General features: G+C 72.8%; 18 protein-coding genes and 1 rRNA gene. 8 read left to right on the top strand and 11 right to left on the bottom strand.

The window, feature by feature from the left end; all coding sequences use genetic code 11:
* Window positions 1–16 precede the first annotated feature (16 nt).
* Complete coding sequence (locus ACIGO8_RS16345; RefSeq protein WP_399730177.1) at window positions 17–676, bottom strand: HAD family hydrolase; 660 nt, start codon at window positions 674–676, stop codon at window positions 17–19.
* A gap of 27 nt (window positions 677–703) precedes the next feature.
* The gene (locus ACIGO8_RS16340) at window positions 704–1,210 is read right to left on the bottom strand and encodes a DUF6912 family protein (protein ID WP_399730175.1); all 507 of its coding nucleotides are present in this window, start codon (window positions 1,208–1,210) and stop codon (window positions 704–706) included.
* A 207-nt stretch (window positions 1,211–1,417) separates the two neighbouring features.
* Here ACIGO8_RS16340 and ACIGO8_RS16335 point away from each other — a divergent pair, with 207 nt between their 5' ends.
* Window positions 1,418–1,828 (top strand): Rv3235 family protein, encoded by a 411-nt coding sequence (locus ACIGO8_RS16335; protein WP_399730172.1) that lies wholly within the window; start codon window positions 1,418–1,420, stop codon window positions 1,826–1,828.
* Between the two features lie 963 nt (window positions 1,829–2,791).
* On the opposite strand, the gene secA is transcribed toward ACIGO8_RS16335, so the two are convergent.
* Complete coding sequence (secA, locus tag ACIGO8_RS16330; protein WP_399730169.1) at window positions 2,792–5,602, bottom strand: preprotein translocase subunit SecA; 2,811 nt, start codon at window positions 5,600–5,602, stop codon at window positions 2,792–2,794.
* Between the two features lie 252 nt (window positions 5,603–5,854).
* Between secA and ACIGO8_RS16325 the strand changes: the two genes are divergently transcribed.
* Window positions 5,855–6,439, top strand: coding sequence for a GNAT family N-acetyltransferase (locus tag ACIGO8_RS16325; RefSeq protein WP_399730167.1), 585 nt, complete (start codon window positions 5,855–5,857; stop codon window positions 6,437–6,439).
* 126 nt (window positions 6,440–6,565) lie between these two features.
* Window positions 6,566–7,729, top strand: coding sequence for a winged helix-turn-helix domain-containing protein (locus ACIGO8_RS16320; RefSeq protein ID WP_399730164.1), 1,164 nt, complete (start codon window positions 6,566–6,568; stop codon window positions 7,727–7,729).
* Window positions 7,730–7,755: 26 nt separating this feature from the next.
* Here ACIGO8_RS16320 and ACIGO8_RS16315 read toward each other — a convergent pair whose 3' ends face one another.
* From ACIGO8_RS16315 to ACIGO8_RS16285, 7 genes are all read right to left on the bottom strand, one after another.
* Window positions 7,756–8,511, bottom strand: a complete 756-nt coding sequence (locus ACIGO8_RS16315; RefSeq protein ID WP_399730161.1) for a response regulator — start codon at window positions 8,509–8,511, stop codon at window positions 7,756–7,758.
* A 216-nt stretch (window positions 8,512–8,727) separates the two neighbouring features.
* Window positions 8,728–9,408, bottom strand: coding sequence for a ribosome hibernation-promoting factor, HPF/YfiA family (hpf, locus tag ACIGO8_RS16310; RefSeq protein WP_399731265.1), 681 nt, complete (start codon window positions 9,406–9,408; stop codon window positions 8,728–8,730).
* A gap of 295 nt (window positions 9,409–9,703) precedes the next feature.
* Window positions 9,704–10,558 (bottom strand): ComF family protein, encoded by an 855-nt coding sequence (locus ACIGO8_RS16305; protein WP_399730158.1) that lies wholly within the window; start codon window positions 10,556–10,558, stop codon window positions 9,704–9,706.
* Between the two features lie 154 nt (window positions 10,559–10,712).
* Entirely contained in the window at window positions 10,713–12,479 is a 1,767-nt protein-coding gene (locus tag ACIGO8_RS16300) for an LpqB family beta-propeller domain-containing protein (RefSeq protein WP_399731262.1), read from the bottom strand.
* A gap of 175 nt (window positions 12,480–12,654) precedes the next feature.
* Window positions 12,655–14,646, bottom strand: a complete 1,992-nt coding sequence (gene mtrB / locus ACIGO8_RS16295) for an MtrAB system histidine kinase MtrB (RefSeq protein ID WP_399730155.1) — start codon at window positions 14,644–14,646, stop codon at window positions 12,655–12,657.
* A gap of 1 nt (window position 14,647) precedes the next feature.
* The gene (gene mtrA / locus ACIGO8_RS16290) at window positions 14,648–15,325 is read right to left on the bottom strand and encodes a two-component system response regulator MtrA (protein ID WP_010356958.1); all 678 of its coding nucleotides are present in this window, start codon (window positions 15,323–15,325) and stop codon (window positions 14,648–14,650) included.
* Window positions 15,326–15,529: 204 nt separating this feature from the next.
* Window positions 15,530–15,772, bottom strand: coding sequence for a hypothetical protein (locus ACIGO8_RS16285; RefSeq protein ID WP_399730154.1), 243 nt, complete (start codon window positions 15,770–15,772; stop codon window positions 15,530–15,532).
* Between the two features lie 261 nt (window positions 15,773–16,033).
* Between ACIGO8_RS16285 and ACIGO8_RS16280 the strand changes: the two genes are divergently transcribed.
* The 5 genes from ACIGO8_RS16280 to ACIGO8_RS16260 are packed head-to-tail and all read left to right on the top strand — an operon-like array spanning window position 16,034 to window position 21,411.
* Complete coding sequence (locus ACIGO8_RS16280) at window positions 16,034–17,245, top strand: glycerophosphoryl diester phosphodiesterase membrane domain-containing protein (RefSeq protein WP_399730151.1); 1,212 nt, start codon at window positions 16,034–16,036, stop codon at window positions 17,243–17,245.
* A 4-nt stretch (window positions 17,246–17,249) separates the two neighbouring features.
* A complete protein-coding gene (locus ACIGO8_RS16275) occupies window positions 17,250–17,930 on the top strand; it encodes a DUF4129 domain-containing protein (protein ID WP_399730148.1) in 681 nt (226 codons plus the stop codon).
* Window positions 17,927–19,123 (top strand): DUF4350 domain-containing protein, encoded by a 1,197-nt coding sequence (locus ACIGO8_RS16270; RefSeq protein ID WP_399730145.1) that lies wholly within the window; start codon window positions 17,927–17,929, stop codon window positions 19,121–19,123. Before ACIGO8_RS16275 ends, ACIGO8_RS16270 begins: the two co-directional genes overlap by 4 nt.
* Window positions 19,120–20,103 carry an AAA family ATPase gene (locus ACIGO8_RS16265; protein WP_399730141.1) on the top strand — a complete coding sequence of 328 codons (984 nt, stop codon included), beginning with the start codon at window positions 19,120–19,122 and terminating at the stop codon, window positions 20,101–20,103. Before ACIGO8_RS16270 ends, ACIGO8_RS16265 begins: the two co-directional genes overlap by 4 nt.
* A gap of 12 nt (window positions 20,104–20,115) precedes the next feature.
* A complete protein-coding gene (locus ACIGO8_RS16260; protein WP_399730138.1) occupies window positions 20,116–21,411 on the top strand; it encodes a DUF58 domain-containing protein in 1,296 nt (431 codons plus the stop codon).
* A gap of 127 nt (window positions 21,412–21,538) precedes the next feature.
* Here the strand turns inward: ACIGO8_RS16260 and rrf are convergent.
* A 5S ribosomal RNA gene (rrf, locus tag ACIGO8_RS16255) occupies window positions 21,539–21,630 on the bottom strand; the annotation flags it as partial.

Below are 21,630 nucleotides of genomic sequence, written 5' to 3'. Positions count from 1 at the left end.
GGCGGGCGCGCGGCGGTCAGACCAGCTCGTCGGCGACGGCGACCGCCTCGGCCAGCGTGTCGACGACGGGCACGCCCACCCGCGCCAGCGAGGCCCGGCTGGGCGAGCCGCCGGTGTAGAGCACCGCCTTCGCACCGACGTACGCCGCCGCCACCGCGTCGTCCGCCGCGTCGCCGATGACCACGACCCGCTCGGCCGGCACTCCCTCGAGCGCCGCGAGGTGGCGCACCATGTGCCCCGACTTCCCCTCCGTGGACCGGTCGAGCCGCCCGTCGACGCGCAGGAACCGCTCGGCGATCCCGTGCCGCCGCACCAGCGGTATCAGCTCCTCGTGCGGCGCGAGGGAGAGCAGCGACTGGGTGGAACCGGAGGCCTGCCGCGCGGCGAGCAGCTCCGCCGCGCCGGCGGTGAGCCCGCAGTTCTCGGCCCGGGCCCAGTAGTGCCGGTGGAAGGCGCCGTCCATGACCACCCACTCCTCGTCGGTGGGCAGCCGGCCCATCAGGCGCTCGTAGAACTTGGGCACCGGCACCGTGTACAGGTCGCGATAGCGCTCCAGGGTGATCGCTTCGAGCCCCAGCTCCGCGAAGGCGGCGTTGGTGGCGCCGATCACCGCGGCGATGTCGTCGAGCAGAGTGCCGTTCCAGTCCCAGACCAGGTGTTTCGCGTGCTTCCCCATGGGAGGTCACGGTACCGGCCGGCCGGCTCAGCCCAGCAGGCCCGGGATCTCCTGCACGCCGAACCAGAGCAGTTCGTGGTCCTCGGCGCCGTCGACGACGAACTGGGCGTCGTCGTCGCCCTGGTCCGCCGCGCCGAGGGCGTCGGCGGCGGCGGAGACGTCCGCCTCGGCGTCGTCGGCGTCGGCGTGCACGGCGGCGGCCTTGGCGAGGGGCACGGCGGAGGCGATACGGACCTCGCCGAGCGCGCTCGCGTCGAGCCCGCGGTCGGGGTCGACGACGGCGTCCTTGTCGGGCACGTCGACGGCGACGACGACCCGGCGGCGGGCGGCCTCGGGATCACCGGCGAGGAGCCGCAGCGAGGCCGCGGCGGCGCGGTTGAGCGCGGCGTACTCGAGCTCCTCGATGTCGTCGGAGACGTACCACTCGCGCAGCGCGGGCGTGACGGCGTAGGCGGTGAGCGGCCCGGGGCCGAGCTCGCCCGCCTTGTGCGCCTGTGCGAGACCGGGGAGGGTCAGGGGTACGTAGACGCGCATGGCAGGCCGCTTTCGTAGTCGGGAGACGCCCTCAGGATACGTGCGGAGCGCCTTCGCGGGGCTCGTCACCCTGATAGGTGAATCGCTCTGCGTCACGGCGGGCGGGTGCGGGTGCCTTGCCGGGGCGGGCGGGGCGGCCGTAGAAGATCCCCAGCCAAGTTACCGACCGGTACGGGTCGATGACTCAACGCGACGAACGGGGATCCCATGAGCACCTCCACGCGCCGCCCGGCCGGCCCGGCCGGCACCCGCCCACGCGGCCGCGCGGGCACCGCACCGCGGCGGATGCTGCCGCCGCACATCGTGTTCGCCGAGCGCCTGCTGGCCGTCCTGAGCGGGGAACGGCCGGTCCACTGGATGCTCGGCCACACCATCGGCGAGGCGTACGAACAGCTCGTCCGCCTCGCTCCCGCGACCCCGCTCCGCTCCCACGGCCCCCGCCCCGTCCTGCGCCGCTGCTCGGCGCACCTCCCGGGCCACCGCGACGCGGTCGAGGCCTGCGCCACGATCACCACGGGTGACCGCGTCCGCGCCATGGCCTTCCGCCTCGAACGCGGCCCCGACCGCCGCTGGCGCTGCGCGGCCGTCGAACTCGACGGCCTCCCCCCGTCCAGCTGACACCGACGACGGCACCGCCCACCGCCCCGGACACCGCCAGCGCCCGGACCGGGCGCGCCCGACCCACCCAGCGGCCCCGCCTCCAGGCGGGGCCGCTGCGCGTTCTGCGGTCACCCCTCGGGCGTGCGCCGTGCGCCGTGCGCGCCGTGGCCCGGCGAACCCCGCCGGCCGGCGGGCGGACGAACTCACCGCCCGGCCCGCCAGCCCCGCCGCTGCGCGTTCGGCGGTCACCTTCGGGCGTGCGCCGTGCGCGCCGTGGCCTGGCAGGCAGGCAGACAGGACAAGCCGGCGACCGCCCAAGGGCGCCTCCAGCCCGCACGCAGCCTCGCCATGCGGCCAGGCCACCTGCGGCCCGGCGGGCGGCTTGAGGCGGGCCTGCCCCCTCAAGCGCGGGCCCGCCAAGCGCCACGGCCGGCCTCCGGCCGCCCCCACCCCACCCGCCCAGCCCGGCCGCGCGCTCCTCGCCCCGCGCCCGCATCCTCAGGCGCCACGGCGGCAGCGCGCCCCAAGGCCGCCAGGCGCCCGCAAGAGCCCCCACCCGCACCGCGGCAGGTGCGCGCTGCGACAACACCGGACTCCGTCGCCCAGAGCCTCCTCGCACCGCCCACGGCCCGGTCCGCTCAAGGCCTCCGGCGTCACCCTTCGGGTGATCGACGCGACCCGGGCGGTGCGAGTACGACCCCGCCGCCGCTCCCAACCGCGCCCGTACCGCTCGGCGGCGCCGACGCACCACGGCAACCACACCGCCCGCCCACGCCCTCCGGCGTCACCTTTCGGGTGATCGGCGCGCGCCCCCGCGGGCCCTCCGACACCGCAGCCCGGCGGCACCCGGAGTGCCGGGCCCACGGGCCACAGCCACCGTCCCCCGCCACGCGGACAACGCCGACAACGCCGACAACGCGAAGGGGCCCCACCGCCATCGGCGGTGGGGCCCCTTCGACGCATCGCGCGCGCGGCGCCGTCCTACTTCTTGCGGCGACGGCCGCCCGCGCTCTTCTGGGCCTTGCGGCGCTCCGCCCGCGTCAGGCCGTCGCCGTCCGCGGCGCCGTCCGACACGAGGTCGCCCTCGACGATCGAGCCGTCGCCGTCGACCTTCGGCGCGGAGAAGTGCAGCCGGTCCGGGCGCTGCGGCGCGTCCAGGCCCTTCGCGCGGATCTCCGGGCGGCCCGCGCCCGCCGGCGCCGGGACGGAGTCCTTGTCGAGCGACGGGGCCGCGTCCTGGACCGGGACCTCCTCGACCTGCTGCTCGACCTGGACCTCCAGGTTGAACAGGTAGCCGACGGACTCCTCCTTGATGCCCTCCATCATCGCGGAGAACATGTCGAAGCCCTCGCGCTGGTACTCGACCAGCGGGTCCTTCTGGGCCATGGCCCGCAGGCCGATGCCCTCCTGCAGGTAGTCCATCTCGTAGAGGTGCTCGCGCCACTTCCGGTCGAGGACCGAGAGGACCACGCGCCGCTCCAGCTCGCGCATGATCTCCGAGCCGAGCTGCTTCTCGCGCGCGTCGTACTGCTCGTGGATGTCGTCCTTGACCGACTCCGCGATGAACTCCGCGGTGATGCCCGCCCGGTCACCGGCCGCTTCCTCGAGCTCCTCGATCGTGACCTTGACCGGGTAGAGCTGCTTGAACGCCGTCCACAGCCGGTCCAGGTCCCACTCCTCGGCGAAGCCGTCGGCGGTCTCCTGGCGGATGTAGTCGTCGATCGTGTCGTCCATGAAGTGGCGCACCTGCTCGTGCAGGTCCTCGCCCTCCAGGACGCGACGGCGCTCGCCGTAGATGACCTCGCGCTGCCGGTTGAGCACCTCGTCGTACTTCAGGACGTTCTTACGGGTCTCGAAGTTCTGGCTCTCGACCTGCGCCTGCGCGGACGCGATCGCGCGCGTGACCATCTTGTTCTCGATCGGCACGTCGTCCGGCACGTTCGCCATCGCCATCACGCGCTCGACCATCTGCGCCTTGAACAGGCGCATCAGGTCGTCGCCCAGCGACAGGTAGAAGCGGGACTCGCCCGGGTCGCCCTGTCGGCCGGAGCGGCCGCGCAGCTGGTTGTCGATACGGCGCGACTCGTGGCGCTCGGTGCCCAGCACGTACAGCCCGCCGAGCTCCTTGACCTCCTCGAACTCCGCCTTCACGGCCTTCTCGGCCCGCTCCAGCGCGGCCGGCAGCGCCGCCGCCCACTCCTCGACGTGCTCGACCGGGTCGAGGCCCGCCTGGCGCAGCTCCGCCTCGGCGAGGTCGTCGGGGTTGCCGCCGAGCTTGATGTCCGTACCGCGGCCGGCCATGTTCGTGGCGACGGTGACGGCGCCCTTGCGGCCGGCCTGCGCGACGATCGCGGCCTCGCGCTCGTGGTGCTTGGCGTTGAGCACCTCGTGCGGCACGCCCCGCTTGCTGAGCTGCTGCGAGAGGTACTCGGACTTCTCGACGGAGGTGGTGCCGACGAGGACCGGCTGGCCCTTCTCGTACTTCTCGGCGATGTCGTCGACGACCGCGGCGAACTTGGCGACCTCGGTCCGGTAGATCAGGTCCGGCTGGTCCTTGCGCTGCATGGGCTTGTTCGTCGGGATCGGGACGACGCCCAGCTTGTAGATCTGGTGGAACTCGGCCGCCTCGGTCATGGCCGTACCGGTCATGCCGGACAGCTTGTCGTAGAGGCGGAAGAAGTTCTGGAGGGTGATCGTGGCGAGCGTCTGGTTCTCGTCCTTGATCGGCACGCCCTCCTTGGCCTCGATGGCCTGGTGCATGCCCTCGTTGTAGCGGCGGCCGGCGAGGATACGGCCGGTGTGCTCGTCGACGATCATGACCTCGCCGTCGATGACGACGTAGTCCTTGTCCTTCTTGAACAGTTCCTTGGCCTTGATGGCGTTGTTCAGGTAACCGACGAGCGGGGTGTTCACCGACTCGTACAGGTTGTCGATGCCCAGCCAGTCCTCGACCTTGGCGACGCCGGACTCGTGGATGCCGACGGTGCGCTTCTTCTCGTCGACCTCGTAGTCGCCGGTCTCCTCGATGCCCTTGAGCGGGTTGCCGGGCTCGCCCTTGGTGAGGCGGGTCACGAGCTTGGCGAAGTCGCCGTACCACTTGGTGGCCTGGTCGGCCGGGCCGGAGATGATCAGCGGCGTACGGGCCTCGTCGACGAGGATCGAGTCGACCTCGTCGACGCACGCGTAGTTGTGGCCGCGCTGGACGAGCTCGTCCTGGGACCACGCCATGTTGTCGCGCAGGTAGTCGAAGCCGAACTCGTTGTTCGTGCCGTACGTGATGTCGCAGGCGTACTGCTCGCGGCGCTGCGCGGGCGTCATGTTGGCGAGGATGCAGCCGACGGACAGGCCCAGGAAGCGGTGGACGCGGCCCATCATCTCGGAGTCGCGCTCGGCGAGGTAGTCGTTCACCGTGATCAGGTGCACGCCCTTGCCGGACAGCGCGTTCAGGTACGCCGGGAGGGTGCCGACGAGGGTCTTGCCCTCACCGGTCTTCATCTCGGCGACGTAACCGAGGTGCAGGGCGGCGCCGCCCATGATCTGGACGTCGTAGTGGCGCTGGCCGAGGACGCGCTTGGCGGCCTCACGGACGGTGGCGAAGGCCTCGGGGAGCAGGTCGTCGAGGCTCTCGCCGTTGGCGTAGCGCTCCTTGTACTCGTCCGTGAGCGCCCGCAACTCGGCGTCGGAGAGGTTGACGAAGTCCTCTTCGATGGAGTTGACCTGGTCCGCGATGCGGTGCAGTTTGCGCAGGATCTTGCCTTCGCCTGCACGCATGAGCTTGTGGAAGACGGACACTGAGGCTGGTCTCCTTGCCGGTCGGGCCTGGCACTGGGTCTTGTCATGACTCGGGCGCGGGCACGGCAGGTGGTCCCCACCGCAACGGCCATCGTAAGCGAGACCGCCCTCGCGGAGGGAGGCCCGCAGGGCCGGAGCCCCCGCTCCCGTCCGTGACACCTCCCGCAAGAGAGAACGCACGAGGCCGCCGGAAGGTGCCGCCCCGCCCGAAAAGTGTTCGCACCGGGCTGGGCGGGTCACCACAATTCCGTCATGGAGCCCATCACACTGACCACGGGCAGGCTTCGCCTGCGCCCGTTCACGCCGGACGACGTCGACGCCGTCCACGCCGCCTGTCAGGACCCCGACATCCAGCGCTGGACCACCGTCCCGTCTCCGTACGGGCGGGCCGACGCCGAGCTCTTCGTGACCCGTCTCGTGCCGGAGGGCTGGCGCCAGGACGGGGAGTACGCCTTCGCGGTCGAGCCGCTGGAGGGCGGGCCGCTGGTCGCCGCGGCCGGTCTGCACGCGCGCGGCCCGGGCGTGCGGGAGGTCGGCTTCTGGCTGGTCAAGGAGCAGCGCGGCCACGGCTACATGACGGAGGCCGTCGGCGCCCTCGCCCACTGGGCCTTCACCGGGCTCGGCGTGCACCGCCTGCTGTGGCGCGCCGAGGTCGGCAACGGGCCGTCGCGGGCGGTCGCCGAACGGGCCGGCTTCACGATCGAGGGCGTCGAGCGCGCCGGCCTGGTCAACAAGGGCACGGCCCGTGACAGCTGGCTGGGCTCGCTGCTGCCCTCCGACCTCGGTCTGCCGTCGGCGCTGCCGTACCTCCCGGCGAACGTCCGCACCGAGGCCTGACCGGCCCGGCGCGGGCGCCGCCCGACGGGCCGGCGAAGTCCGGGCCCTTCGCCGGCGGGCCCGGCGGTGGCCGATCCGTATCCGTTTCCCTGACCGCTGTCAGTGCCGCCGTCTAGGGTGCGGATCATGACGACCGCCCCGCCCCCCGCCGCAGAACTGTCCGCCGACGACGCCCGCCGGATCGCCCTGCGGGCGCAGGGATTCCTCGGAGCGCCCGACCGACGGGCGGGCGTGCGGGGAGTGCTGCGCCACCTCGGCCAGGTCCAGCTGGACACCATCTCGGTCCTGGCCCGCTCGCACGAGCTGATCCCGTACGCGCGCCTGGGCGCGGTCGGCCGCCGCACCGTCGAGGACGCGTACTGGACCGAGGGCCACGCCTTCGAGTACTGGTCGCACGCCGCCTGCATCCTGCCCGTCGAGGAGTGGCCGCTGTTCGCCTTCCGCCGCCGCGCCTACCGCGACCGCCCGCACTGGGGCCACGAGCTGTCCGAGGGCGCGTACGAGGCGGTGATCGCGCAGCTCAAGGCCGAGGGCCCGCAGACGGCGACGGAGCTCGGCGGCGCCAAGAACAAGGGCGAGTGGTGGGACTGGTCCGACTCGAAGATCGCGGTCGAGCGGGCGCTGATGTACGGCGAGGTCGTCGTCACCGAGCGGCGCGGCTGGAAGCGGGTGTACGACCTGGCCGAGCGCGCGATCCCGGCCGAGCTGCTCCACGACGACCTGGACGACACGGGGTGTCTGCGCCGCCTCGTACGGCAGGCGGGCGAGGCCCTCGGTGTCGGCACCCGTGCGGACATCGCCGACTACCACCGGATCAAGGGCGAGGCGTTCGACGCGGTGGTGGAGTCCTCGGGGCTCGTTCCGGTGACGGTGGCGGGCTGGGGCAAGCCGGCCTGGGCCGATCCGGCGGCGCTCGCGACCGAGCCGCGCGGCCGGCATCGCACGACGCTGCTCTCGCCCTTCGACTCGCTGATCTGGGAGCGGCCCCGCACCGAGCGGATCTTCGGTTTCACCCACCGTCTGGAGGCCTATGTGCCCAAGCCGAAGCGGGTGTACGGATACTTCGCGATGCCCGTCCTGGCGGGCGGGCGGCTCGTGGGGCGGGTGGACCCGGCGCGTGAGGGCCGCACCCTGGTCGCCCGGCAGGTGACGCTGGACGGCGCCAAGGCGGTGCCGGCGGTGGCGCGGGCGCTGCGCGAGGCCGCCGAGTGGGTGGGCTGCGACGCGGTGGCGGTGGAGCGCGTGGACGCGCCCGAGCTGGCACCGGAGCTGGTGAAGGCGCTCGGCTAGCAGCTCCGCGTCACAGGAGCTCCGCGTCAGCGGATCTCGAGGATCTTCTCCCGCATCGCGTAGACCACGGCCTCCATCCGGGAGTGCAGCTGCAGCTTCTCCAGGATGTTGCGGACGTGGTTCTTCACGGTGTTCTCGGAGATGAACAACTCCTTGGCGATGTCCCGGTTGTTCATCCCGGTGGCGACGAGCTTGAGGACCTCAAGCTCGCGGTCGGTCAGCCGGGGCGCGGGCACGAGCCGGCGCTCGTCGGTGCGCTGGATCATCGACTTGAACTCGGTGAGCAGTTTGGACGCCATCGAGGGGCTGATCTGCGACTGGCCGTCGGCGACCGCGCGGATCGCGGTGGCGACCTCGTCGGTGGAGATCTCCTTCAGGAGATAGCCGGTCGCGCCCGCCTTGATCGCGTCGTAGAGGTCGGCCTCCTCGTCGCTGATCGTCAACATGATGATCTTCGCGCTGGGGGCCACCTCCTTGATGGAGGTGCAGGCCTCGATCCCGCCCCGTTTGGGCATCCGGACGTCCATGAGGACGATGTCGGGAAGGAGATCCGCGGCCTTGTCGACGGCTTCGGCGCCGTCACCCGCCTCTCCGACGACCTGGATGTCCTCTTCCTGGGCGAGGACGATCTCCAGACCGCGGCGGAAAAGGGCGTGATCGTCCACGACGAGGACCCGGATCGGCTCGTCCCGTGACGCCCCCGTGGCCGAATCCATTCCCTCCGGGTTCATCGTGCGATCGGGCTGACGCCCGCCGTGCACCGGGCCGAAGCTGTCCGCCATCGTTCCTCCCCCTGAAGGCCGTGGCCTGAAGTCGTGTACCCATTCACATTCGGTCCCCAACCGCTGCTCGGGGAGCACCGGTTGGCGTGCACGCCATGATTTCATGCCGCGGCGGCCGGGCGGTGATCCCGGGGCAGCGCACGCGGTCGCACAGGGGTGCCCCTGGGGGCGCGAGAGGCGCTCCAGGGGCACCGTGTCATGGTCCGCAGCCGGCGGTCAGCCGCCGAGCGCACCGCCTGCGCCGCCGCCCTCGGCGAGCGGGTCGCTCTCGAGGTGGATGACGCCGTAGTCGTACGCGTGCCGCCGGTAGACGACGCTGGGCTGCTTGGTGTCGGAGTCGACGAAGAGGTAGAAGTCATGCCCGACCAGCTCCATTTCGTAGAGCGCCTGGTCGAGCGTCATCGGTGCGGCCTTGTGGGTCTTCTCGCGGACCACCAGCGGTCCTTCGCCCTGCACCTCGATCGTGCCCATCATCGTGGTGGGCACGGTGCCGGACTCCTCGGGCACCAGTTCGCCGCTCCCGTTGAGCGCCGCCACGCCGGGCACCACGTCGGCCACCTCGGCCGCCGACAGCCGGCCGGCGCCGCGGCGGGTGTACCGCTTGTCGTGCTGCTTGCGCAGTCGTGCCTCCAGCTTGTCGCTGGCGAGGTCGAGCGCTGCGTACGGGTCGCCTGCTGCCGCTTCCGCCCGGATCACCGGGCCTCGGGAGTGGAGGGTGATCTCCACGCGGTCGGACCGGTCGGCCTGCCGCGGGTTGTGCTCCTTGGACACCTCGACGTCGAGGCTGATCACCTTGCCGTCGAGCTTCTGGATCTTCTCCAGCTTCAGCTTCTCGGCCACGTGCTTCCGGAACCGCTCGGGCACCTCGGTCTTGCGGCCCTTGACGACGATGTCCACGCAGAACTCCGTTCCCGGATCGCTCGTCACGGCGCCTTGGCCGGCGAGCTTCTCCCTTTGCACCAGACCCCGGCGATTACCGGAGTCTCGGACTTGGCGAACTGCCCTCCTCCTCCCCAGCCGACAAGCTCCCCACCCCACCAACTTGAGGTTAATTCGCCCTGAACTCCTGTCCTGTAGGCGCACCCGTATGCATTCGGTGAGGCATGGCGTCCGCCATTCCTCACAACCGAACATAGCTCGTTCGGACGGGTGTCGGCACCCGCTGCGGCCACTTACCTCCGTACGGGTGCATTCACCTCTCACCACCTGCAACGATGCAACTTCCCCGAGGGTTCCGGTTTATTTCGAACGAAGACGGAGAAGATGCGACTACCGCCGCCACCGGCTGTTCGAATAACGCCTCCGACACTCCTTCCTTCAGGCTGTCCGGTAATCCTGGAATGAACAAGGTGTGTACGCCCGGACGTGCCGACCCGACCGCCCACGCGGTCGCGCGCGCCGCCTCCGCCAGTGACGCGCCGGTGGTCATGAGGTCGTCGACGAGCACCACACGCCCGCCCGCCGCGACGCCCTTCCGCAGGAGCCGCACCGCGCCCGGCGCGACCTCCAGCGCCCCGGCCAGGTTCGCCAGCCGGCCCCGCGCGTCGAGCCCCGACTGGTCGGCCACCGGCCGGCCCTGCCGCAGCACCGGCAGCACCCGCACGGCCCGTCCCGCCCGCCGCAGCCGCCCGGCCGCGGCCCACGCGATCCGCCGCGTCGGATCATGGCCACGCGCCCGCACGGAGCGCCGCGAGGAGGGCACCGGCACGAGCATCAGCTCCCGCGCCCCGGGACCGCGAGAGGGCCCGTCCACAGCCCGTACGGCCGCCTCCACGGCGCCGGCCAGCGCGCCGCCCAGCGGTCCGGCGAGCGGCAGCGCACCGCGCTCCTTGTGCGCGAGCAGCAGCGTCCGTACCCCGCCCTCGTACGACGCCGCCGCGTGCACGTCGGGCAGGCCCGGCGGCTCCGGCGCCGGCCGCACCCTGCGCGGACCCGCTCCGGTGAGTTCGGCCGCGCACCGCGGGCACAGCGCGGTGCGAGGACTGCCGCAGCCTCCGCAGGAGACCGGCAGCACCAGCCCGGCGATCTCGCGCCACCACCCCCGCATGGCTCCACTGTCCTCCGGTGCGGCCGACCCGGCCACCCCTGTGGAAAACGCCCTGTGGAAAGCCGCCGCCGGACCCGCGAGGACGAGAACGGCGACCCGTCCGGGCAGACCCGTGATCAGCCGGACGGCCCGTGATCCGTCGCGCGGACCGTGATCAGCCCGGGTAGACGGGCGCGCCGCCTTCCTTGACCACGGGCTGCCAGTTCGCGCCCGGCACCAGCCGCACGATGCCGTCGTTGCCGGAGTCCGCGACCACCGGGGACGCCTCGCTGTGCGGGGCGGCCACCGACGTGACGCCGTTCAGGCCCGGCAGGACCGACGTCGCCGAGGTCGAGCCGTCCGTCTGCACGTAGCGCACCTGCTGCACCCCGCCGGCCTCCGTACCGACCACGACGAGCCGGCTCGGCCCGGCCCAGGACACGGCGGTGACCGACTCCAGGCGCGGCGCCGCGTTGCGCAGGTCGTCGACGGAGACCGTGGTGCGGCCCTCGGACGAACCGCGCACGACCCGGCCGATCTGCAGCGTGGTGCGGTGGTCCTTCGTCACGAGCAGGGCGATGCGCACACCGTCCGCGGAGACCCGCAGCGACTCGATGCGGGCGCCGTCCTTCAGCCACGGCGTGCTGACCTCGATCCGCTCGCCCTGGCCGCCGGGCACCATCCACACCCGCGGCCTCACCGGGTTGCGGTCGGCGACCCACAGGTCTCCTCGGCCGTCCCAGCTCGGCGCCGACAGCCGGTCGTCGGGCCGCAGCGCGCTGCTGGTCACGATCGGCGCGGGCAGTTCCTCGTCGGCCGTGATGGAGCCGACGCGCAGCTCACGGCCCTGTTGGAGGATGCCGGCCGCGTGGCTCTCCTCGCGGTCCACCGCCACGTACGTCAGCGGCACCAGGCCCTTGCCGAACGGGCCGGGCACCTCGGCCGGCTTGTCCGGCTGCCGGCCGTCGACCGACAGCATCATCAGCTTGCCGTGCTCGTCGACGAAGTACGGGTTCTCGCCCCGGCCCGGGTTGCGCACCGGCGAGTACTCCTCGCGGGCCTGGGCCTTGCCGAGCATGCACAGCGACTTGCCGTCGCTGCCCTGGACCTCGACCTGCTCGACCCGCACCGACGTCAGGTCGCCCAGCGTGAACAGCAGCTGCGCCGCCATGCCCTTGCACGCCAGGGCGCTGACATGGTCGGCCTTGGCGTTGAGCGGCACCTTCAGCGTCGACTGGTCGTCGGTCGCCAGCGTCGTGACGCCCTCGCGCAGCTGCGTGCCGGTCGGGAAGCGGGAGTCGACGGCGGAGTCCAGCCAGCCCGTGGGGCCCTCCAGGAGCGCCTTGACGGTCTGCGTGACCGGGTCCATCCGGGTCACCGGGTCCTGGCGCTGGCGGATGTAGACGGGGTCGGCGACGACCCAGTTCTCACCGGACGCGAAGTAGTACTTGTTGACCGAGCGGTAGTTGCGCAGGAAGTCGGCCTCGCCGAGCACCAGGCCCTTGGGCAGGCTGTCGATGCGCCACTCCTTGCTCTTGCCGTCCGGCGAGAGCTGCTGCACGACGTGGATCGACTGGTTGAACTCCGCGGGCGCCTGCGGCTGGTAGGCGTGGCTCGCGTCGACCGTGGCGATCCGCCGCCCCGAGAGCGAAAAGGTCCTGCCCTTGCTCTCCGGGTCGGCCATCCGGTCGGCCTGGTCGCGGTTGGGCGCGTCGGTGAGCACCGCGATGCTCTCCTCCGGCTTCCACACCCGCGCGGCCTCCTTGGTGAGGTACTTCCGCGCCGTGGCGAAGCCGGGGTCGTCACTCGTCATGGCCTCCAGGAAGCCGTCGACGATCTCGTCCGGATCGGCGTTCTCCCGCGGCGCGACCGCGTACACGCGCACCTGCGAGTCGCCCGGGTTGGACGCCTTGACGGCCTGGACGTCGCCGCTGTCGGGCATGCCGGCGCACCCGGCCACCAGCAGCGCACCGCAGGCCGCCAGCACGACACCGCGCCCGGCCTGCGCCGCCGCCGACCGCCGCGCCGGCGTCGACCGCTCCTGCCCGGACCGGTCCGCGTCCGAAGGCCGGCGCTCCGACCGTTCCCGCCCCAGGGCCTCCCGCTGCCCTCGAAGGTCAGAGCCCACGTGTCCCGTCCTCCCCGTCGACGCGCCTCGACGCCATCGCCTCACCGCCGCCGTCGCCGTCCGGCCCCTCGGCCGGGCGGGCCACCACCCGCGCGCCGCTGCCCGGCAGGGCCGTCGGGTCCGCCGTCGCGCGCGGCGCCGGCGGCATCCGGTGCGGTACGGACAGCGCCGAACGGTCCGCGGCGGGCTGCGCCGGCACCGCCGCGAGGCGCGTCCCGGCCGCCGCACCGGCACCCGCCTGCTCGCGGTTGCGCCGCGAGTCCTCGGGCTCCAGCGGTATCGGCGAGCCGCGCAGCGGCTCGTCCGCGGTCCGCGGCAGCGTCAGCCGGAACTGCGAGCCGCCGCCCGGCTCGCCCCACGCCTGGAGCCAGCCGCCGTGCAGCCGCGCGTCCTCGACGGCGATCGACAGGCCCAGGCCTGTACCGCCGGTGGTGCGTGCGCGGGCCGGGTCGGCGCGCCAGAAACGGTTGAAGACCCGTGTCGCCTCGCCCGGCTTGAGGCCCACGCCGTAGTCGCGTACGGCGACGGCGACGGCCCCGCCGGCGGCGGCCAGCTTCACGACGACGTCCCGGCCCTCGCCGTGCTCGACGGCGTTCACGACCAGGTTGCGCAGCACCCGCTCGACCCGGCGGGCGTCGGCCTCGGCCACCACCGGCTGCTCGTCGCCGACGACGACGATCCGGCTGCCCTTGCGCTCGGCCAGCGGCTCCGCGCCGCCGATGACGCGGCGTACCACCACGCGCAGGTCTATCGGCTCGGCCTCCAGGGCCGCCGCGCCCGCGTCGAAGCGGCTGATCTCCAGCAGGTCTGCCAGGAGCGACTCGAAACGGTCGAGCTGGTCGCCGAGCAGCTCGGCGGAACGCGCGGTCACCGGGTCGAAGTCGACCCGCGCCTCGTGGATGACGTCGGCCGCCATCCGTACGGTCGTCAGCGGCGTGCGCAGCTCGTGCGAGACGTCGGAGACGAACCGCCGCTGCATCCGCGACAGGTCCTCCAGCTGCTGGATCTTCAGCTGGAGGTTCTGCGCCATCTTGTTGAAGGCCTCGCCGAGGCGCGCGATGTCGTCCTCGCCGGTGACCTTCATCCGTTCCTGCAGACGGCCCGCCGAGAGCCGCTCGGCGATCCCGGCGGCCATCCGGACGGGCGTGACGACCTGCCGCACCACCAGCCACGCGATGGCGCCGAGCAGCACCACCACGAACAGCCCGGCGGTCGCCAGAGTGCCCTTGACCAGGGTGAGGGAGTCCTCCTCCTGCGTCAGCGGGAAGAGGTAGTAGAGCTCGTACGGCGTGCCGTCGGCGTCGTTGAGCCGCTTGCCGACCACCAGGCCGGGCTCGGACGCCTTGCCGCTGGTGTAGTGGATCCGCGCGAACTTCTGATACGTGCTGGTGCCCTGCGCGACGCTGTGCCGCAGGTCGGCGGGAATGCTGGTGGTCGGGTCGACCTCACCGGAGGCACGGGCACCGCGGCTCGCGGTGTCCCCGGTCTCCAGGGAGAGCGCCACGACGTTGAACGCGCTCTGGCCGCCGCTCGCGAGCTGCTCGACGAGCGTGGAGCGCCAGTTCACCGACGCCCCGGCGCGGGCGCCGTCCTGCTCGCCCGGCTGGGACGGCGTGGTCGCCGCCCGGTCCTGGGCGGCGGAGAAGCCGCCGGCGGCCTGGCTCTGCGCGGCCTTCTCCTTGGCGTCGAGCAGGCCGTTGCGGACTTGGCCGATGACGACCAGGCCGAGCAGCAGGACCACTCCGAGCGACATGAGCAGCGTGCCGGCGACGACCCGCACCTGGAGGTTGCGCCGCCACAGCCGTACGGCGGGCAGCAGCGGTCGGCGCAGCCAGCGCGCGAGGAGCCGGAACACCGGTCCGCCCGGCGCCCCGTCCTGAAACAGCCGGCCGACGCCCTGGGCCCCCCGCCCCGGTCCGGCAGCCCGCCCCGTACGGACTCCCGGGTCCCCGGGCTTCGGAGCAGTACTGCCCGCGGTCATGTCAGCTCGGTCCCGCCTTGTAACCGACACCACGGACGGTCACCACGATCTCCGGGCGCTCGGGGTCCTTCTCGACCTTCGAGCGCAGCCGCTGGACGTGCACGTTCACCAGCCGGGTGTCGGCCGCGTGCCGGTAGCCCCAGACCTGTTCCAGGAGTACCTCGCGGGTGAACACCTGCCAGGGCTTGCGGGCCAGGGCGACGAGCAGGTCGAACTCCAGCGGCGTCAGGGCGATGGACTGCCCGTCCCGCTTCACGGAGTGCCCGGCCACGTCGATGACGAGGTCACCGATGGTCAGCTGCTCGGGCGCCGGCTCCTCCGACCTCCGCAGCCGTGCCCGGATACGGGCGACGAGCTCCTTCGGCTTGAACGGCTTGACGATGTAGTCGTCGGCCCCGGACTCCAGGCCCACCACGACGTCGACGGTGTCGCTCTTGGCCGTGAGCATGACGATCGGCACACCGGACTCGGCCCTGATGAGCCGGCACACCTCGATGCCGTCCCGTCCGGGCAGCATCAGGTCGAGCAGCACCAGGTCCGGCTTGGCCTCACGGAAGGCGGCGAGTGCCTTGTCGCCGTCCGCCACGAACGACGGCTCGAACCCTTCACCTCGCAGCACGATCCCGAGCATCTCGGCCAGTGCGGTGTCGTCGTCGACGACAAGAACGCGTCCCTTCATATCGACATCATCCCATTTCCGTATCAGTCTCAAGGCGGCTGGTGAGATACCTCACTGACCTGCGGTGACGTCCGTGTTTGCCCGCCGTGAACCGCCGGTGTCTGTGGGTGTTGATGCCAGACATGGATGTCAGTCCCGTGGCCCCCGTGGTCGCCGAGAACCGTACCTTGCGGAACACGCCGCCGCCCATGGAGGCAGCGGACCTCATCGACCGCCGTACTCGCCCGGATCCGCGGACACGGGCCGCGGATCCGGGACGGACCGGCCGGTGCCGGGCCTGCTCCACCTCGCGGTGGCGCGCCCGTAGTGGACGGCACCCGAGAAGAGCCCCACGGCCAAGAAGGTCCGGGTGACGCCGTCGTCCTCACTGATCAGAAAGACCACCAGCGGCACCAGAACGAGCAGATGCCAGTGCGGATGGTTCTTCCAGTCCCTCTTGCCTGCCATGCGTGACTCCCCCCTCGCACGCCGGTCGGCGTGCACTGCGTACGCGGCCTACGCCGAGCGCCGGCGCCCCGCGTTCGCGCGTCGGCACAGTCTGGCGCCCGCCCGGCCCCGCGGGGAAGGCACGGGAGAGCGGCCGGGCCCGCCCGTCGGCGGGTCCCGCGTGGCACGATGGCCCCCGGCCCGCCGCGCCAGGCGGTCGGCCGCAGAGACCGAGCCGGTTCGCCGATCCGGCCCCGCGACCATTCCTCGAGGTGGACGACCGTGAACGACTCTCCGGGCTGGGCCTCGCCCGGATCTGCTCCCTCCGACGGCCAGGACGACGCCGCAGTGCCCCGGCCGACCCCGCCCGGCGACGCGAACGGCTCCACCTCCCAGTGGTCCGAGACCCAGCCGCCCGCCGGCCAGTGGCAGCCGCCGACCGCCCCGGTGCACGGCGCCCCGCAGCCGGCACCCGCCCGCGCCCACGGCGGCCCGGGCTGGGGCGGCCAGGCCCCGCACGGCCCGTGGGGCCTGCCGCCGGCCGCGAAGCCCGGTGTTATCCCGTTGCGCCCGCTGACCCTCGGCGAGATCCTCGACGGTGCGGTGACGACACTGCGCCGCTACTGGCAGACCGTCCTCACCGTCAGCGTCGCCGTCGCCGTGGTCATGCAGATCGCGGAGATCCTCACCCAGCGCTATCTGATGCCCGCGGCCCCGGTGATCAACCCGGACGCCAGTCCCGCCGAAGCCCTCGACCAGCTCGGCGAGACGATGCGCATCAGCATGATCAGGATGGGGCCGGCCTACGTGATCATGGTGGCCGCGACCCTGATCAGCGCCGCCCTGCTCACCGTCGTCATCAGCCGCGCCGTCCTCGGCAGCCCCGTCACCCTCGGCACCGCCTGGCGGGAGGCCCGCCCGCGGCTGCTCCAGCTGCTCGGCCTCACCCTGCTGGTGCCGCTGATCGGCGCCGCGGTCATGTTCGTCGGCACACTGCCCGGACTGCTCCTCGGCGGCCCCGCCGGCGTCAGCCTCGCCGTCCTCGGCGGCGCCTGCGCCTTCGCGGTCGTCGTCTGGCTGACGATCCGCTTCAGCCTCGCCTCTCCCGCCCTCATGCTGGAGCGTCAGGGCGTCATCAAGGCGATGAAGCGCTCGGCCAAGCTGGTCCAGGGCTCCTGGTGGCGCATCTTCGGCATCACGATGCTCACCCAGCTGCTGATCGTCGTCGTCGCGATGCTCGTCGCGATCCCGTTCACCGTCATCGCCCTGAGCGTCGCGGGCAACGGACTGAGCGACCTCCTCGACGGCACCGTCCCCGAGAAGAGCTGGTCCTTCCTCGTCATTACGGGCATCGGCGGCGTCCTCACCAGCGCCCTCACCTACCCGATCTCCGCCGGCGTGAGCGTCCTCCTCTACATCGACCAGCGCATCCGCCGCGAGGCGCTCGACCTCGAACTGGGCCGGGCCGCCGGACTGCCCGGCTACGGAGGCTGATGGCGTGACGGTCACGGGGGGCACGGCCGGCGACGTACCGGTGGGCGTCCCGCGCGTCCCCGCCCAGGAGGCGGCCGAGCGGGAACTGTCCAAGCCGATGTACCACGAGAACGATCCCAACCTCCTCCAACGCGGCATCGACCGCTTCTGGGACTGGGTCGGCGACCTGTTCGACTCCGCCGCTGGGGCCGCACCCGGCGGCGTCGTCGGCCTCGTGACCGTCGTCCTGGTCGTGCTTGCCCTGGCCGCCGCCCTCTGGTGGCGCCTGGGCACTCCCCGCCGCGCGCCCGCCGTCGGCCAGGACTCCCTCTTCGCCGACGGCCCGCGCACCGCGGACCACCACCGGTCCGCCGCCGAGCACCACGCCTCGGCCGGCCGGTGGAACCAGGCCGTCCAGGAACGCATGCGGGCCATCGTCCGCTCCCTGGAGGAGCGCACCCTGCTCGACCCGCGCCCCGGCCGCACCGCCGACGAGGCCGCCGCCGAGGCGGGCCGCAGCCTGCCCGCCCACGCGGACGGCCTGCGCACGGCCGCCCGCTCCTTCGACGACGTCACATACGGCGGCCGCACCGCCGACGAGAACGCGTACCGCCGCATCGCACAACTGGACACCGCCCTGGAGCGGGCCAAGCCCGCCCTCCGCCCGGCCGGCGCCGGCACCGCCTTCACGCAGGCGCCCCGATGACCCGGCCGGCCACCAGCACCACCTCGACCTCGCTCGGCCCCCGCCAGATCTGGGCCCGCGCCCGCGGCCCCCTCCTGCTGCTCCTCCTGCTCCTCATCGGCGGCCTCGCCCTGGCCACGATGCGCTCGACCGACCACCAAGGCCGCCTCGATCCACGCTCCGCCGACCCCTACGGCAGCCGCGCCGTCGCCGAACTCCTCACGGCCCAGGGCGTCACCGTCGACGTCGCCGGCACCCTCACCGAGGCCACCTCCGCCACCGCCGACGACACCACGCTCCTCGTCACCACCCCGGACCTCCTCACCGAGCAGCAGCAGTCCCGCCTGCACGAGGCGATGACCCGCCACGCCGGGCGCACCGTCCTCCTCGGCGCCGGCGCCCCGTCCCTCGCCACCCTCGTCCCGGGAATCGACGCCGCCCGAAGCACCACGACGTCCACCCTGGAGCCCGCCTGCGACCTGCCCGCCGCCACCCGCGCCGGCAGCGTCGACCTGGGCGGGGAGCGCTACGGCACCGGCACGACCACCGCCGACGCCTGCTACCTCTCCGACGGCCTGCCGACCCTCGTCCGCGTCCCCGGCCCCGGCACCGCCGACACCGTCCTGCTCGGCTCCCCCGACCTCCTTTACAACAAGCACCTCGCCCAGCAGGGCAACGCCTCCCTCGCCCTGCAACTCCTCGGCTCCCGCCCTCATCTCGTCTGGTACCTCCCCTCGCTCACCGACGCGCCCGCCGACCCCGAGGCCGCGGACGACCCCACCGGCGCCTTCCTCGAACTGATCCCCTCCGGCTGGCTCTGGGGCGCCCTCCAGCTCGCCGTCGCCGTCGTCCTGGCCGCCGTCTGGCGCGGCCGCCGCCTCGGCGCCCTGGTGCCCGAACAGCTCCCGGTCGCCGTCCGCGCCTCCGAGGCCACCGAGGGCCGCGCCCGCCTGTATCGCAAGGCCGACGCCCGTGACCGCGCGGCCACCGTCCTGCGCACCGCGACCCGCGGCCGTATCGCCCCGCTCCTCGGCGTCCCCGCCAGGGACGCCCACTCCCCCGATCTCCTCCTCCCCGCGCTCTCCGCCCGCGTGCCCGCCGGCGCGGGCACCCACCAGGACCTGCTCTTCGGCCCGGCTCCCGCCGACGACGCCGCCCTCATCCGCCTCGCGGACCAACTCGACGCCCTCGAAAGAGAGGTACGCACCTCATGAGCGCCCCGACCCCCGAGACCGCTACGAGCTCGGACAGCGCCCGCGCCTCCCTGGAGGCCCTGCGCACCGAGATCGCGAAGGCCGTGGTCGGCCAGGACCCCGCCGTCACCGGACTCGTCGTCGCCCTGCTCTGCAAGGGCCACGTGCTGCTCGAAGGAGTCCCCGGCGTCGCCAAGACCCTCCTGGTGCGAGCGCTCGCCTCCGCGCTCGAACTCGACACCAAGCGCGTCCAGTTCACTCCCGACCTGATGCCGAGCGACATCACGGGCTCCCTCGTCTACGACGCCCGGACCGCCGAGTTCTCCTTCCAGCCCGGCCCGGTCTTCACCCACCTGCTGCTCGCCGACGAGATCAACCGCACGCCTCCGAAGACCCAGTCGTCCCTCCTGGAAGCCATGGAGGAGCGACAGGTCACCGTCGACGGCACCGCCCGTCCGCTGCCGGAGCCGTTCCTCGTCGCCGCGACCCAGAACCCCGTGGAATACGAGGGCACCTACCCGCTGCCCGAAGCCCAACTCGACCGCTTCCTGCTGAAGCTGACGGTCCCTCTGCCCTCACGCGAGGACGAGATCAGCGTCCTCACCCGCCACGCCCAGGGCTTCGACCCCCGCGACCTCGCGTCCGCCGGAGTCCGCCCCGTCGCCGGCCCGGCCCAACTCGCCGCCGCCCGCGAGGCCGTGGCCAAGGTGGCGGTCTCCGCCGAGATCGCCGGCTATGTCGTCGATATCTGCCGTGCCACGCGTGAATCCCCCTCACTCACCCTCGGCGTCTCCCCACGAGGAGCCACCGCCCTGCTCTCCACGGCCCGTGCCTGGGCCTGGCTCACCGGCCGGGACTACGTCACCCCGGACGATGTGAAGGCCCTGGCCCTGCCGACCCTGCGCCATCGCATCCAACTGCGGCCCGAGGCCGAGATGGAGGGAGTCACCTCCGACTCCGTCCTCACCTCGATCCTCGCCCACGTCCCCGTACCCCGCTGAAAACGGCACTCCATGGCCCTCACCGGACGAACCGCCCTGCTCGCCGCCATCGGATCGCTGCCCGTCGGCATCCTCGCTCCCAGCTGGACGGGGATGCTGGCGGTCAACGCGCCCCTCGCACTCGCAATTCTGTGCGACTACGCGCGGGCCGCGCCAGTGCGAACGCTCCAGTTCACCCGAAGTGGTGACACATCAGTTCGATTGGGTGACGCCGCCGAAGTCCAGCTCACGGTCACCAACCCGTCCCGCCGCCGCCTCCGCGCCCAGCTCCGCGACGCCTGGCCCCCGAGCAGCGCCCAGAACCCCAGCAGCCGGCAGCTGACCGTCCCCGCCGGCGAACGCCGCCGCATCACCACGGTCCTGCGCCCGACCCGCCGCGGCGACCGCCGCGCCGCGCGCGTCACCGTCCGCTCCTACGGCCCCCTCGGCCTCGCCGCCCGTCAGGGCAACCACGACGTCCCCTGGACGGTGCGCGTCCTGCCGCCCTTCACGAGCCGCAAGCACCTGCCTTCGCGCCTGGCCCGCCTCCGCGAACTCGACGGCCGCACCAGCGTCCTGACCCGCGGTGAGGGCACCGAGTTCGACAGCCTCCGCGAGTACGTCCCCGGCGACGACACTCGCTCCATCGACTGGCGGGCCACCGCCCGGCAGACCACGGTCGCCGTCCGCACCTGGCGCCCCGAACGCGACCGCCACATCCTCGTCGTCCTCGACACCGGCCGCACCTCCGCCGGCCGCGTCGGCGACGTGCCCCGCCTCGACGCCTCGATGGACGCCGCCCTCCTCCTCACCGCCCTGGCCGCCCGCGCCGGCGACCGTGTCGACCTCCTGGCCTACGACCGCCGCCTGCGCGCCCAGGTCCAGGGCCGCTCAGCCAGCGACGCCCTGCCCGGCGTGGTCGAGGCCCTGGCCCCGCTCGAACCCGAACTCGTCGAAACCGACGCCCGCGGCCTCGCCGCCACCGCCCTGGCCCGCGCCCCGCGCCGCTCCCTGATCGTCCTGCTCACCAGCCTGGACGCGGCCCCCGTCGAGGAGGGCCTGCTGCCCGTCCTGCCTCAGCTCACCCAGGGCCATACCGTCCTGCTGGCCTCACCTTCCGACCCGCATATCGCCCGCATGGCCGGCATGCGCGGCTCGATCGAGGGCGTCTACGAGGCCGCCGCCGCGACCCAGGCCCAGACCCAGCGCCTCCGCACCGCGGAGCAGCTCCAGCGCCACGGCGTCACCGTCGTCGACGCGTCCCCTGACGAGCTGGCGCCCGCGCTCGCGGACGCGTATCTGGCCCTGAAGGCGGCGGGCCGGCTCTGAGGACTGCCGTCCCGGCCTCCGGCGAAGGAGGCCGAGGCCGGCCTTCTTCCTCCCAGGCCTTCTTCCTCCCGGCCCTAAAACGCAGAAAAGCCCCGCACCAGAGGTGCGGGGCTTTCCCACAATGATTGTTCGGCGGCGTCCTACTCTCCCACAGGGTCCCCCCTGCAGTACCATCGGCGCTGAAAGGCTTAGCTTCCGGGTTCGGAATGTAACCGGGCG

It is taken from the genome of Streptomyces sp. NPDC053493 (assembly GCF_044544825.1).
Taxonomy (GTDB): domain Bacteria; phylum Actinomycetota; class Actinomycetes; order Streptomycetales; family Streptomycetaceae; genus Streptomyces.
This window is presented reverse-complemented; position numbering and strand designations above follow the sequence as displayed.